11 protein-coding genes are annotated in these 13607 nt (G+C 70.1%); 10 read left to right on the top strand and 1 reads right to left on the bottom strand.

Annotated elements, in window-relative coordinates; translation table 11 throughout:
• Positions 1 to 934, top strand: a 934-nt coding sequence (locus B2284_RS01525) for an 8-oxoguanine DNA glycosylase OGG fold protein (RefSeq protein ID WP_286697099.1), incomplete at its 5' end; no start/stop codon positions are given.
• A 392-nt stretch (positions 935 to 1326) separates the two neighbouring features.
• On the opposite strand, the gene B2284_RS01520 is transcribed toward B2284_RS01525, so the two are convergent.
• Positions 1327 to 1968 carry a DsbA family oxidoreductase gene (locus B2284_RS01520; RefSeq protein ID WP_074046472.1) on the bottom strand — a complete coding sequence of 214 codons (642 nt, stop codon included), beginning with the start codon at positions 1966 to 1968 and terminating at the stop codon, positions 1327 to 1329.
• Between the two features lie 269 nt (positions 1969 to 2237).
• On the opposite strand from B2284_RS01520, the gene B2284_RS01515 reads away from it, so the two are divergent.
• The 9 genes from B2284_RS01515 (at position 2238) to B2284_RS01475 (ending at position 13544) form a co-directional block, all read left to right on the top strand.
• Positions 2238 to 3260, top strand: coding sequence for a glutathione S-transferase family protein (locus B2284_RS01515; RefSeq protein WP_136788834.1), 1023 nt, complete (start codon positions 2238 to 2240; stop codon positions 3258 to 3260).
• A 66-nt stretch (positions 3261 to 3326) separates the two neighbouring features.
• Positions 3327 to 4148, top strand: coding sequence for a histidine phosphatase family protein (locus B2284_RS01510; protein ID WP_074046473.1), 822 nt, complete (start codon positions 3327 to 3329; stop codon positions 4146 to 4148).
• Positions 4145 to 4492 carry a hypothetical protein gene (locus tag B2284_RS14410; protein WP_062257301.1) on the top strand — a complete coding sequence of 116 codons (348 nt, stop codon included), beginning with the start codon at positions 4145 to 4147 and terminating at the stop codon, positions 4490 to 4492. Before B2284_RS01510 ends, B2284_RS14410 begins: the two co-directional genes overlap by 4 nt.
• A complete protein-coding gene (locus B2284_RS01500; protein WP_136788835.1) occupies positions 4489 to 5124 on the top strand; it encodes an endonuclease in 636 nt (211 codons plus the stop codon). The genes B2284_RS14410 and B2284_RS01500 overlap by 4 nt, the downstream gene beginning before the upstream one ends.
• Positions 5125 to 5360: 236 nt before the next feature.
• Positions 5361 to 6923 carry a purine-cytosine permease family protein gene (locus B2284_RS01495; RefSeq protein WP_144708438.1) on the top strand — a complete coding sequence of 521 codons (1563 nt, stop codon included), beginning with the start codon at positions 5361 to 5363 and terminating at the stop codon, positions 6921 to 6923.
• The gene (locus B2284_RS01490) at positions 6920 to 7462 is read left to right on the top strand and encodes an isochorismatase family protein (protein WP_074040821.1); all 543 of its coding nucleotides are present in this window, start codon (positions 6920 to 6922) and stop codon (positions 7460 to 7462) included. Before B2284_RS01495 ends, B2284_RS01490 begins: the two co-directional genes overlap by 4 nt.
• A gap of 66 nt (positions 7463 to 7528) precedes the next feature.
• Positions 7529 to 9289, top strand: coding sequence for a VWA domain-containing protein (locus B2284_RS01485; RefSeq protein ID WP_286697098.1), 1761 nt, complete (start codon positions 7529 to 7531; stop codon positions 9287 to 9289).
• A gap of 51 nt (positions 9290 to 9340) precedes the next feature.
• Positions 9341 to 13306 (top strand): AAA domain-containing protein, encoded by a 3966-nt coding sequence (locus tag B2284_RS01480; protein ID WP_286697097.1) that lies wholly within the window; start codon positions 9341 to 9343, stop codon positions 13304 to 13306.
• Positions 13293 to 13544, top strand: coding sequence for a hypothetical protein (locus B2284_RS01475; protein WP_208065274.1), 252 nt, complete (start codon positions 13293 to 13295; stop codon positions 13542 to 13544). The genes B2284_RS01480 and B2284_RS01475 overlap by 14 nt, the downstream gene beginning before the upstream one ends.
• Positions 13545 to 13607: the final 63 nt, after the last annotated feature.

Genomic DNA, 13607 nt, shown 5'->3' with positions numbered 1-13607 from the left:
CAGCCATTTCGCTCGCATTCGGCAGAATGCTCGGGCCCGCGAATTCGCCGCGGCGCCCCTCTGCGTCACCTATCCTCCGAACCTGATCACCACATCGGCCGCGCTCGTATCGCTCATCAAGGCCCACGGCGACCTCGCCACGGATGCGAAGGTCGAGGCCCAGGAGGAATACTTCTATCCCGGCACCTGGCGGAAGTCCTGGCCACAAGGGCTCGACATGCCGGCCATACTCGCCGATGCGGTGCCTGGTGATGGTAAGAAACACCCCGTCACCCGCAGCGACATCTTCAAACGAGCCGAGAACGTGGACACCGAGGCTGACGCCCTCGATCTGTACGTGCTCATGTGCGGCTGGGGAGCCGGCTGGCAGGGCATCACCGGCTATCGGTGCCGTCGTCCTCTGCACTCTCCCGACGTGGCCGCCAAGCTTTTGGCCGCGCATCGGGCCATTCGCGCGGGCGAAGACCCGAAGGCCGTTTACGCCAGCCTGCAGCCGGGCGGTACGAACCACATCAAGTACTTCGGCCCGGCCTTCTTCACGAAGTGGCTCTACTTCTCCGGCTACGGGCGCGAGGGCGTCGGCGGCAAGCGACCCCTGATCCTGGATGCCCGTGTTGCCCGCAGCCTCGGCTGGGACTCCTGGGGTTGGACGAGCACGCAGTATGACCAGTACCTCGAACTTGCCGCTGCCGCAGCCAAAGAACTCGGTGTAGGGCCACAGGTCGTCGAATATGTCCTGTATTCGATGAACGGAACCCAGACGGGGACCAAGACCGACCCCGACGCGCAGAGCCTGATCATCGAGGACGTTCCCGACGCTCTGTACCGCGCGCTGATCGCCACCGCCAGCGCCCAGCAGGAGCCCATTCAAGACGTAGCGCTCACCTTGCTGGCCCGAGCGCTCGACGTCACGCTCGAGGGCAGCGGTGTCTGAGAGCGCATAAGTGCCTTTCACAGTGGGCCGTGGACGCCGGAGTGGCCGCCGCGACGCGAAGACCGGCCCTGACCTGCAATGCAGGCGGGCCGGCCGTGGTGTGTCCAGTTCATCTCTGACGCGCGGCCGAGATGGGCGGACGTCTCCAGGGCGCGCCCATCTAGTCGGGACACGCACAGAGGAGAATGACCGCACTTTCCGGTGACTGCAGAATGGCCAAGCGCCCCGCAATCGGCCAGACAGCACCTCGCCCGGGCGGTGAGGCGTGCACGCGAGTAAACACACACCTTGCGCCCAAATGCACCCGGGTGCATTTGGGCGCAAAGGGTGCTGTCGCCTCCCCGCTTGCGCGACGTGACGCGCAAGTGGGGCGGGCCGCAGGGCTCAGGCCGTCAGAGACCCTTCGTGCTCGCCGTGTCGGGCATGCCCTCTGGGCGGGTGCGCTTGAGTTCGTAGAACGCCGAGACGCTGACGAGGCCGACGAGCGAATCCCACAGGCACAGCGCGTCGTCCTTGTTCGGCAGTTCCTGCAGCACGGGGCCGTAGAAGCCGCGGCGCTGACCGTCATCGGAGACGAAGACGATCGTCGGCACGCCCGTGTCATCACCGACCGCCTCGACAGCGGAGTCGATCGACGCCTGCAGACCCTCGTCGAGCGACGTGTCGTCAGCCGCCTTCGCCAGCTCCGCCGGCAGCCCGGCGGCGGCGAGAACGTCGGCGATCATCATGTCGTCGTACTTCTCGTGGTCGAGGTGGAAGCGTCGGCCAAACGCCGAGTACAGGTCGATGACACTCGCACCGTGCTGGTCCGCCGCCTTCGTGATGACGCGCAACACGCGATGCGACGAACGGTGCATCTCGCCGTGCTCGTTGACGGCATCATCGTCTCCGGCGAGCTCGTTGTTCTTCATCGCCAAGCTGAACGGACGCCACGTGACGTCGACGTCACGCTCCGCGCTCACCTCGAGAAGGAACCGGCTCGTGATCCAGCAGAACGGACAACACGGGTCATAGAAGAATTCGATGCGCTCCATGACACGACGGTAGCAAGGCCTGCCATCGTCAGCCGAGCGTCACGAAGCGTCGCGTTCACGCGAGCAGAGGTATGAGGATGGCCCCGCCTGCGCGTCGAGGCCGGGTGCGACCTCGACGCGCGTGTGAACGCCACGACGCGCCCCGGCGTGCCTGGCGTGACGCCCGCACCTCCGTGCCCCGGCGCATACTGGACGAGGCGTCGCACCACTCGGCGCCATGACCGCCCGGGTTGACGGCGGTTCGAGATTTGACGACCTGGGAGATCGACATGGCTGGCGAGGGCAAGGCGTACACCCGCGACACGCAGTACATCGAGGACCGCATCCTCGACGATCCCGACGCGCGGTGGCCCGTGGAGCCGGGGCGCTACCGTCTCGTCGCCGCCCGCGCGTGCCCGTGGGCGAACCGCGCCATCATCGTCCGGCGCCTGCTCGGGCTCGAGGACGTCATCTCGATGGGGTTGTGCGGCCCGACGCACGACGAGAACTCGTGGACGTTCGACCTCGACCCCGGCGGGCTCGACCCCGTCCTACGCATCCCGCGCCTCAAGGATGCCTATGAGGCGCGCTTACCCGGCTATCCGAGGGGCATCACGGTGCCGGCGATGGTCGACGAGCGCAGCGGCGAGGTCGTGACCAACGACTTCGCACAGATCACCGAGGACTTCGCGACGCAGTGGACGCGCCACCACCGCGCCGGCGCCCCCGACCTGTGGCCGCAGGGACTGCGCGAGGAGATGGACGCCGTCAACCAGCGCGTCTACACCGAGGTGAACAACGGCGTCTATCGTTGCGGCTTCGCGGGGGATCAGCTGGCCTACGACACCGCCTATGAGCGGCTGTTCACCGCCCTCGACTGGCTCGAGGAGCGTCTCGCAACGCGCCGCTACCTCGTCGGCGACGCGATCACCGAATCCGACGTGCGCCTGTTCACGACGCTCGCGCGATTCGACGCTGTCTACCACGGTCACTTCAAGTGCAATCGCCGCAAGCTCACCGAGATGCCGAACCTCTGGGGTTACGCGCGCGACCTGTTCACGACGCCCGGATTCGGCGACACGATCGACTTCACCCAGATCAAGCAGCACTACTACCTCGTGCACCGCGACCTCAACCCCAAGGGCATCATCCCCGGCGGTCCCGACCTGAGCGTCTGGGCCGAACCGCACGATCGAGCGCGTCTCGGCGGCACCCCGTTCGGTGACGGCACCGCGCCCGGCGCGATCCCGGAGGCCGAACGCGTGCCGACGAGCGCCAACCCCCTCGTCGGGACCGACGGTCTCGTGCACTGACGCGCGTGCCCACGGGTGGCGCGGGGGAGTGGCGCGTCGTCGATGGCAGGGCATAGCGTCAACGGTGTGGATCAGGTAACTCTCGTTCTCGTGCGTCATGGCGAGTCGGAGGGCAACGTGGCAGCGGAGGCGGCGCTGCGCGATGACCTCGAGCGCATCGACGTGCCCGTGCGCGACCCCGACATCGAACTGAGCGAACTCGGCCGCCGACAAGCCGCCGCCGTCGGCACGTGGCTCGCGAAACAGCCCGCCGACGATCAGCCGGACGTCACGTGGACGAGCCCGTATCGACGCGCGCGTCAGACGGGCCAGATCGCGCTCGACAAGGCGTCGCTCGAACTGCCCGTCCTCGTCGACGAGCGTCTGCGCGACCGCGACATGGGTGTCACCGACATGCTCACCGGGCGCGGCATCCGCGACGCCTACCCCGAGGAGGCGAAGCGTCGCGAATGGATCGGCAAGTTCTACTACCGCCCCTCCGGCGGCGAATCCTGGGCCGACGTCGCCGGCCGCGTCCGCGCCGTCATGGCCGATCTGCGTCTGCGCGCCGCGGGCAAGACGGTGCTCGTCACGGCGCACGACGTCGTCAACCTCATGTTCTGCTACGTCGCCGAGGGCATGGACGAGGACGCCGTCATGGAGCGCGCCCGCACGAACGGAATGCGCAACGCAGCGATCTGCCGCCTCGTCAGCGACGACGAATCGCCGACCGGCTGGCGCCTGCTCGACTACAACCTCGACGAACACTTGCGCGACGCGGGCATCGCCGTCACCGATCAACCGGGCGCGGCCGACGACATCGACGCACATGGTTCGGCGCAGCGCGACGAGAAGCGCGAGTCCGACGACAGCGCGTCGAACGCCGGCGAGAATGAGACGCCAGCATGAGCATCGAGCGCCCCGAGATCCCCGATGTCGCACGCGGCGGTGACGCCATGTCGCCGACGACGGTGACGCCCAATCTGCTGCGCAGCTGGCCGCTGCCCGAGCCGACCGGCACGAAGTACAGCCGCGGCCAGCGCCTCGTCATCGGCGGCGATCGCTCGACGCCTGGCGCGGCGATGCTGTCCGGGCAGGCGGCACTGCGCGTCGGGCTCGCGCAGGGCCTCGTGTGGGGCAAGCACGTCCATGCTGCGGCCGGGGATGTGCTCGCGGCCGAACACGGGCGCGTCGGCTTCCTCGCCGGTGAGATCCCGCCCCGCCTGCCCATGGCACTCGCCACCCTGCGGTGACTGACGCCCGGGCCCTGGCCGCGAAACTCGTTGCCGCGCACGGTGAGACGTTCGCCGAACGCGCCGGTGTGAGACTCGTCGACGAACCCGCGGCGCTGTGGCAGCTGCTCGTCGTCGCACAGTTGCTGTCGGCTCGCATCCGCGCCGAGGCGGCCCTCGCGAGCGCGCGCGAGCTGTTCGCGATCGGTTGCACGACACCGTCGGGCACCCGTGCGACGTCGTGGCAGCAACGCGTCGACGCCCTCGGCCGCGGCGGCTATCGGCGCTACGACTTCTCGACGTCGACGCGTCTCGGCAAGAACGCCGAGACGATCCGCGAGCGATGGGACGACGACCTGCGGCGTCTGCGCGACGAAGCGGGCGCTGACCCGAAACGGATCGTGAAGCTGCTGCAGGAGTTCGACGGCATCGGCCCGACGGGCGCGGGCATCGTCGTGCGCGAGGTGCAGTCGACGTGGCACCTGAGAGAACCCTTCGCCGACACGCTGACGGTCAAGGGCGCCCGGCTGGCGGGGTTACCCACCGACGCCGCAGCCCTGGCCGACCTCGTCGCCCCTGACGAACGCTCCGCTCTCGCCGCGGCACTCGTCGTCGTCGCTCGACAGCCGGGTGTGCTCGACGAGCTCGGCTGAGGGCGCGGGCTCGGCCGACGCGTCGTTTTCGATCGCCTCAGCGAGGTCGGCGCAAGCGCCCGCCACAACCACGATCGTCCTCGCCGGTCAGCAGTCGCAGCGCCGGCGGCCTTGCGTGCCAGACCATCCCGTCGACCCGCCGCGCGAGCGCCAGGCCGAGCACACGTCATGTCATGGTGACCAAAAGGGCTGGTCGAAACGCCCCACGCGCGTCGTCCGCCTGCCACGATGAGCGCATGAGCACACCAGCTGACGCCGCAGCGTCGCGGCAGGCCGCCACTGCGGCCGCATCCCGTCGCCTCTCCGTCGAGACCACGGGCATCGAGATCATCGACGAATCGGAGCGTACGGCGCGCCCGCGCGACCTGTTCTGGCCATGGTTCGCGGCCAACGTCAGCGTCTTCGGCATGGCGACCGCCTCGTTCGTCCTCGGCTTCGGCATCTCTTTCGCGCAGGCGCTCGCGGTGTGCGTCGTCGGCGTCGCCCTGTCGTTCCTGCTGTGCGGACTCATCGCCGTCGCCGGCAAGCGGGGCAGCGCGCCGACGATGGTGCTGTCGCGCGCTGCGTTCGGTGTCCGCGGCCAGAAGGTGCCGGGCGTCATCTCGTGGCTGACGTCGATCGGGTGGGAGACGTTCCTGTCGATCATGGCGGTGCTCGCGACATCCACGATCTTCGACCGGCTCGGCTGGGGCGGTGGCACGGCCACGAAGATAGTCGCCGCCGTCGTCGTCGCCGCGATGATCGTGCTCGCCTCCGTCGCGGGCTACCACATCATCATGAAGCTGCAGTCCGTCCTCACCTGGCTGACGGGGCTCGCCACCCTCGCCTACGTCGCCCTCACCCTCGACGAGGTGCACTGGAGCGCGGTGACGGCCGTCCCCGCCGGTTCATGGCAGGCGGTGACGGGCGCGCTCGTCATGGTGATGACGGGGTTCGGCCTCGGCTGGATCAACATCGCCGCCGACTGGTCGCGCTACCAGCGCCGTGACGCCTCGGGCGGCGCGATCGTCTTCTGGAACACGTTCGGCGGCGCCGTCGCGCCCGTCCTGCTGCTGACGTACGGTCTGCTGCTCGCCGCATCGAATCCGAAGCTCGAGGAAGGCATCGCCGCCGACCCCGTCGGCACGCTCGCGACGATCCTGCCGACGTGGTTCCTCATCCCGTTCCTCGTCGCGGCCGTACTCGCACTCGTGTCGGGCGCGGTTCTCGGCATCTACTCCTCGGGCCTGACGCTGCTCAGCCTCGGCGTGCGCATCCCGCGACCGGCGGCGGCGCTCGTCGACGGCGCGATCCTGACGCTCGGCACGATCTGGGTCGTGTTCTTCGCGCAGGACTTCCTCGGCCCGTTCCAGTCGTTCCTCATCACCCTCGGCGTGCCCCTCGCGTCGTGGGCGGGCATCATGATCGCCGACATCGCGCTGCGGCGCCGCGACTACGACGAGGCTGCGCTGTTCGACGCCCGCGGGCGCTACGGCGCGTTCGACTGGACGTCACTGGCCGTCCTCGCGGTCGCCTCCGTCATCGGGTGGGGGCTCGTCGTCAACAGCTTCGCCGCGGACGCGTCGTGGAACAACTGGCAGGGCTACCTGCTCGACCCGCTCGGCCTCGGCCACGAGACGACGGACGGTTGGAGCGGCGACTGGGCCTACTCCAACATCGGCGTGCTCCTCGCGCTCGTGCTGTCGTTCGTCGCGACGCTGCTGCTGCGACGTGGGCGGGTGCGTCGTCAGGAACTCGACGATGACGCCGGACACGGCGTTGTGGGCTCGGACGACCGGCGCGGGAAGGTGACGTCATGATTGCCGATGTGCTTCCCGACGACGCGTGGCTCGTCATCATCGACCCGCAGGTCGTGTTCGCCTCGTCCTCGAGCGAGTGGGGTTCGCCGATGTTCTCCGCCGCGCTCACGCCGATGCATGCATTGGCTGAGCGGTACACCGGCCGCACGATCGTCACGCGCTTCGTGCCGCAGCTGCCGCCGCGAGGATCGTGGGCGGATTACTACGCCGCGTGGCCGTTCGCGGCCCGCCCGGGCGAGGACGAGATGTACGCCCTCGTGCCCGAGATCGCCGACATCGCGGCGGGCGCCCACCATGTCGACGAACCGACGTTCGGCAAGTGGGGCGAGCAGGTGCGCGGACTCACAGGCGACACCCCGACGCTCGTGCTCGCGGGTGTCTCCACCGACTGCTGCGTCGTCGCGACAGCACTCGCTGCCGCTGACGCCGGGGCGCGCGTCCACGTCGTCGCCTCGGCCTGCGCCGGCTCGGACGTCACGAACCACGAGCGCGCCCTCGACGTCATGCGACTGTTCGCGCCGCAGATCACGGTGCACTGAACTGTGTGCTGACGACGCGTCTCGACCTGACGTCGTGTCGTCAACAGGGTGCGTACTGCTCGACCGATGGGATCAGCAGCCCCGCGCGGCGGGTTCGAGCTCGCAGGCAACGACGCGCGCGCAGCAGGCGTCGAACTGCTGAAGATGGCAGCCTCGGCCACCACCTCCCCGGTACATTGGGGCGTCATGGCCGAACATCACACGCCCACGCCTAGCGTCCCCACCCGTCGTCGGGTGATGGCGCTCGCGGGGCTGGCCGGCGTCGTCGCCGTCACGGGGGCGGGGGCGACGAAGGTGGTCGCCGCGCACGGCGAGGGGCGTACGAACTGCTCGGCGCAGTCGGTCGTGCAGGTCGCGGCTCCCGCGGCGATCGCCGACGCCGTTCGTCACGCCGCGGATCAGGTCGAGGCACGCGGTGACGTATGCGCGTCGTACAGCGTCAGCTCGCAGAACCCGGGCGACACGTACCAGTCGATCATCACGAGTTCGCCGAGCGAACCGCAGGTGTGGATCAGCGACTCGCCCGCGTGGACGCAGCTCATCGAGAAGAAGCTCGGCAGCGGCTGGGTGACGACGGGCGACACGATCGCGACGAGCCCCGTCGTCATGGGCGTGCCCGCGAGCCTGCGCAGCGCGGCGAAGAAGCCGAACAGCTGGTTGAGCGTGCTCGACAACAAGCTGCCCGTCAGTTTCATCGACACCGATGTCGCGACGGAGAGCCTGCTCGCCGTCATCGCCGCAGATCAGCAGGCCAACGCCAACGACGCGCGCTCCGACCTCATGCGCGCGGTGCTGCGCCTGTCGCGGTCGCTGACGACGGCCGCGACGATGGACGGCAACGCGCTGCAGGGCGCCGACCGCGCGCGCATCTACCCGGTGAGCGAGCAGCAGATGCTCGCGTTCAACAAGGCCCACCCCGACAAGCCGCTGACGCCGATGGTGCCGGCGGGCGGCGCGAAACAACTCGAGTATCAGTGGGTGACGCCGGTGCGCGGCACCCAGGCCGACAGCGCTGCCCTCGATGCGCTGAAGCAGCAGTTGCTCAGCCCCGCGGAGAAGACCTACCGCAGCGAGCAGGGCTTCCGCAACGGCGGCAGTGACGCTCCGGCGGGCGGCAGCGTCCTACCGGCCTCGCTGCCGATGATGGCGCCTGCGTCGCAGGCGACGACCGTCAGCGCCGACACGGCCTGGACGAACCTCAAGAAGGACGCGCGGATGCTCGTCCTCATCGACGTCTCCGGGTCGATGCAGACGAAGATCGACGGCGGCCAGAGCCGCATCGAGCTGATGGAGAGCACCGCCATCGCGGCGCTCGACGTGCTGCCGAAGACCACGCGCCTCGGGGCCTGGGCGTTCAGCTCCAACCTGCAGAAGAACCACGTCGACTACCTGCCGCTGACGAACGGTGAGCAGCCGATCCTCGACGACACCTACCGAAACGGCCTCATCGCGAAGGCGCACACGCTGCCGGGCCTCGCAGCGAAGAACGGCGACACGGCGCTGTACGACACGATCGCGGCGGCGTACAAGAGCGTCACCGACACCTACGACCCGAACTACGTCAACTCCGTCGTCGTCCTCACCGACGGCACGAACGACGACCCAAACGGCGGCCTCTCGCTCGATCAGCTCCTCGCGCGCCTCAAGTCGCAGTACTCGGCCGACAAGCCCGTCAAGATCGTCACGATCTCGCTCGGCACGGGTACCGACCCCGACGCGCTCAAGCGCATCGCCAAGGCCACCGACGGCCTCAGCTACCAGACGAAGACACCCGAGCAGATCTCCGGAGTGTTCGTCGACGCGTTCCTGCGCCGCTCCGACTACTGAGCGCCGGGGAGCCTGGCGACGAACGCCAGGTTTCACCGATAACCTGCCGTGGTGACGAACGAACACGTGAACGCTGCGCACGAGACGATGAACGCGGCAGACGAGGACCGTCGTCAGGCCGTGCGTGACGCCGCCGCGGTGTGGCAGCGTCACCTCGTCGACCTCGGCGGGCGCAACTCGCTGCTGTGGCAGCGCACCGACGACTCCGTCGAGCTCGACCTCACGACGGCGCACCCGGCGGGCGTCGCGAAGCTGCTGTCGGGACGTAGCGTGCTGCTGTCGCAGATCGTGCGCTCGGAGCACGCGTACGCCGAGGCGTACGAGAAGGCGCTCGCGATCCGTGACCTGTCACGCGAACTGCTCGAGGAGCGCGGCATCCTCAGCTGTTTCCTCGCCCTCGGCCGCGCGACGTGGCAGATGAGCGGTGACGCGGTGCCGGCCGCGCCGATCCTGTTGCGCCAGTGCGACATCCACTTCGGTGGCCGCGGCGGTGACGATCTCGTCCTCGAGGTCTCGCGCACCGTCGAACTCAACTCGGCGCTGTCCACCTACTTCGCCTCACGCGGCATCAACATCGACCACGAGTACGTGACGGCGTCGTCGGCCGGCCCGCACGGGTTCGACCCGGCCCCGACGTACGCGATGATGCGCCGCGCGGGCGCGTCGATCCCGGGGTTCCGCATCGACGAGCGCCTCGTCGTCTCGACGTTCAGCTACGCGAAGCTGTCGATGGTGCGCGACGTCGCAGAGCAGGCGCCGCGCCTGCACACGCATCCCGTCGTCGCCGCGATGGCCGGTGACGAGGCGTCGATCTTCGACGTCGGCGCCGAGGCGCCCGCCGCTGGGCTCGACGCCGACCCGCGCGAGGAGTTTCTCGTCCTCGACGCCGACTCGGCGCAGCAGGCGGCGATCGACGCCGTCATGGGTGGCCAGCACCTCGTCCTCATGGGCCCACCCGGCACCGGCAAGAGCCAGACGATCGCAAATCTCGTCGCCACCCTGACCGCGCACGGCAAGAGCGCGCTGTTCGTCGCCGAGAAGCGCGCCGCGATCGACGCCGTCATCGGACGGCTGTCGGCGCTCGGCCTCGGCGACCTCATGCTCGACGCGCACGCCGGTTCCGGCACGCCCGCCGACCTCGTCGACACCCTCGCGCGACGCCTCGTCACCGCGCCCGCAGCGGGTGCCCCGCACGTCGGTGACGCCTTGCGCTCACCGCACGGCGACGGTCCGAGCGCGGATGGGCCGGACCCGCGCGTCATCGACGAACTCGAATCCGAGCGCGTCACCCTGATCGAGCACGTGCGCGCCCTGCACCGCGTGCGCGACCCGTTCGGCGTCAGCGCGCACGACGCGCAGAGCCGCATCGCCGAACTCAACGCCCTGCCGCACCCGCCGCGCTCACGCGTGCGTCTCGAGGGCGAGCCGCTCAACCGTCTCGACACCGAGGCGCGCGACGAGACCGGACGCACGCTGCTCGGACTCGCGCAGGATCGCGCGTGGAAGGGCGAGGGCGAACCCGACGCCTGGTTCGGCGCGCGCGTGCGCGGTAGCGAGCACAGCGAACGCGCTCGAGACCTCGTGCTGCGACTGGCCGGCGATGACGGCTCGGTTGACGACGGCTCGGTTGGCGGAGGCTCGGGCGACGACGGCTCGGCCGATGAGGCCGGCGGCGAACTGGCCCGCCACCGTGCGTCGCTCGCGGCCCTCGCGGACGCGGCAGGGTTGCCCGTGCCGACGACGATGACGCAGGCCTCGGACGTGCTCGACCTCATGAGCCACGTGACGAAGACCCTCGACGTGTTCACCTCCGACGTGTTCGCGCTCGACCTCGACGCGGGCGTCGTCGCGAGCGCGCCGCGTACCGAGCGCAAGGGCGCCGAGCACCAGGTGGGCGCGATGGAGCGTCGCCGGCTGCTCAAGGAGGCCCGCGCGACGCTGCGTCCCGGGCGTCCGCCCGAGGATCTGCACGCCATGCTGCAGCGCGCCGCCGACGAGCAGGCGCGCTGGCGTGAGTTCGGCGGGCAGGGGCGCCCCTGCGTGCCGCCGATGACGGAGCAGGTGCGCGCCGCGCACACGCGCCTGACCGACGAACTCGACTGGCTCGGGCAGCGTCTCGAGGGCACGCGCGGTGCGACGAACCTCGTGACGCTCGACCTCGACGAGCTCGCCGCACGCCTCCAGACCCTCGCCGCCGACGCCGACCGTATCGAGGTCGCGGCGCGCTCCGGCTCGCAGATCGACCGCCTGCGCGCTCTCGGCCTCGGACCGGTCGTCGACGACTTCGCGGCGCGGGGCGTGAACGAGGACGCCGTGCCCGCCGAGTGGGAGTTCATCTGGTGGACGAGCGTGCTCGAGCGCGTGCGCCGTCAGGATCCGGCGTACGAGGAGCACCGCGGCAACGACCTGCGCGCCGCCGCGCAGCGCTACGCAGCAGCTGATCGCCGTCATCTCGACGAGACACCGCACCGCGTGCGTCAGCGCGCCTACCGGCGCATCGACGCCGTCGCGCAGCACCTGCCCGAGCAGGTCGAGGCGATGGAGGCGGCTCTCGTCTTCGGTCACCACGCGGGCAGCGCCGACGCGCTGCGTCAGGCCTTCGCTGGTGCGCCGGATCTCATGACGGCGCTCGCGCCGTGCTGGGCGATGAGCCCGCTCGTCGTCGCGCAGACGCTGCCGCCGGGGCGCTGGTTCGACGTCGTCATCTTCGACGAGGCGAGCCAGATCCCGCCCGCCGAGGCGATCTCGGCGATCTCGCGTGGCGTGCAGGTCGTCGTCGCCGGTGACACACAGCAGCTCGCGCCGACGAGCTTCTTCCAGCGCACCTCGGCGGGGGAGGACACCGCGCACACGGGCGAATCCGTGCTCGACGTGCTCGCCGGCCTGCTGCCCGTGCGCCACCTGCGCTGGCACTACCGCTCTCTCGACGAGCGTCTCATCGCCTTCTCAAACGAAGCGGTCTACGAGGGTGAACTCATCACCTTCCCGCGCGCCGACGTCGAGAACGTGCTGCGCCTTCACCGCGTCGAGGTGCGCGAACCGTACCCCGACGAGGCGGCGCCGGATCAGGGCAAGGCCGAGGTCGAGGCCGTCCTCGACCTCGTGCGCCAGCACGCCGCGCAGCGCCCGCACGAGTCGCTGGGCGTCATCACCCTCGGCCTCACGCATGCTCGCCGCCTCGAACGCGCCGTCACCGCGCAGGCACGTGTCGACAGCGAGCTCGCCGCGTTCCTCGCCGCCCACCCGGAGGCGCCGTTCTTCGTCAAGAACCTCGAACGCGTCCAGGGCGACGAGCGCGACGCCGTCATCCTCTCCCTCGGCATCGCGCCGTACCCCACGGGCGCTCTCGTGCGCCGGTTCGGGGCGCTCAACCACGTCGGCGGTGAGCGTCGCCTCAACGTCGCCATCTCCCGCGCGCGCCGACGCATGGACGTCGTCTCCGCGTTCACCGGCGACGAGGTCGACCCGGCCGCGCTGCGCTCACGCGGCGCGGTGCTCCTGCGCGACTTCCTGCTCTACGTCGCCGAGTGCGATGAGCGCCTCGACACCGGCGCGGGCGAGCCGGAGCTCGACGGTGACGAACTCGTCACCGTCGTCGCCGGGCGACGGCGCCGCACGTCGTCGTCGGGGTCGGTGGCGCTGCGCCGCGTCGGCGCGGACGCCGTCATCGTGCCCGTGCCGTACGTCGTCGAGGACCTCGCGCGGCGCCTGCGCGCCGAGGGCCTCGTCGTGCACACCGGGTACGGACACTCGCGGATGCGCGTCGACCTGGCCGTCGAGCATCCGAGGGAGCCCGGCCGCATGCTGCTCGCCGTCGAGAGCGACGGTGATGCCTACGCCGCGATGGGCAGTGTCCGCGAACGCGATCGGCTGCGCCCCGAGGCGCTGGAGCGGCTCGGCTGGCACCATGATCGCGTGTGGACCGTCGACCTGTTCCGCGCTCCGGCCCGCGATAGCTCCCGCATCGTCGCGCTCGTGGGTCGCCTCCTCGCGGAGGAGAACGATGAGCGATTCTGAGCCCCGTCGTCGTCGTCCGCGCCGGGCGTCGGCGCCTGCGACGCGCACGGTGGACGGGCAGACGCGGGTTGCCACGAGCCGCGACGGTGAGGTCGCCGCTGACGGCGCCGCGGCGCCCGCGTCGGCCACGCCTGACGCCGACTGGTTGCGCTGGTGGAGCCGTGACGACGACGCGCCGGGGCCGCGCAGCGCTCAGGATCAGTGGTACCTCGATCAGCGTCCGCCGCACTGGGGTTGAGCCTGGGCTCCGGGGGGATGGCGGAGCGGACATGACGAAGGGCGTGAACACCATGGTGTTCAC

Source organism: Dermacoccus sp. UBA1591 (assembly GCF_002322065.1).
Classification (GTDB): Bacteria; Actinomycetota; Actinomycetes; order Actinomycetales; family Dermatophilaceae; genus Dermacoccus; species Dermacoccus nishinomiyaensis.
Note: the sequence above shows the minus strand (reverse complement) of the source record. Positions and strands in the feature narration are given on the sequence as shown.

Bases quoted from the DNA above. Each gene is read 5' to 3' on its own strand.
- B2284_RS01520 (WP_074046472.1), bottom strand. From the start codon at position 1,968: ATGGAGCGCATCGAATTCTTCTATGACCCGTGTTGTCCGTTCTGCTGG.
- B2284_RS01515 (WP_136788834.1), top strand. From the start codon at position 2,238: ATGGCTGGCGAGGGCAAGGCGTACACCCGCGACACGCAGTACATCGAG.
- B2284_RS14410 (WP_062257301.1), top strand. From the start codon at position 4,145: ATGAGCATCGAGCGCCCCGAGATCCCCGATGTCGCACGCGGCGGTGAC.
- B2284_RS01495 (WP_144708438.1), top strand. From the start codon at position 5,361: ATGAGCACACCAGCTGACGCCGCAGCGTCGCGGCAGGCCGCCACTGCG.
- B2284_RS01490 (WP_074040821.1), top strand. From the start codon at position 6,920: ATGATTGCCGATGTGCTTCCCGACGACGCGTGGCTCGTCATCATCGAC.
- B2284_RS01485 (WP_286697098.1), top strand. From the start codon at position 7,529: ATGGGATCAGCAGCCCCGCGCGGCGGGTTCGAGCTCGCAGGCAACGAC.
- B2284_RS01475 (WP_208065274.1), top strand. From the start codon at position 13,293: ATGAGCGATTCTGAGCCCCGTCGTCGTCGTCCGCGCCGGGCGTCGGCG.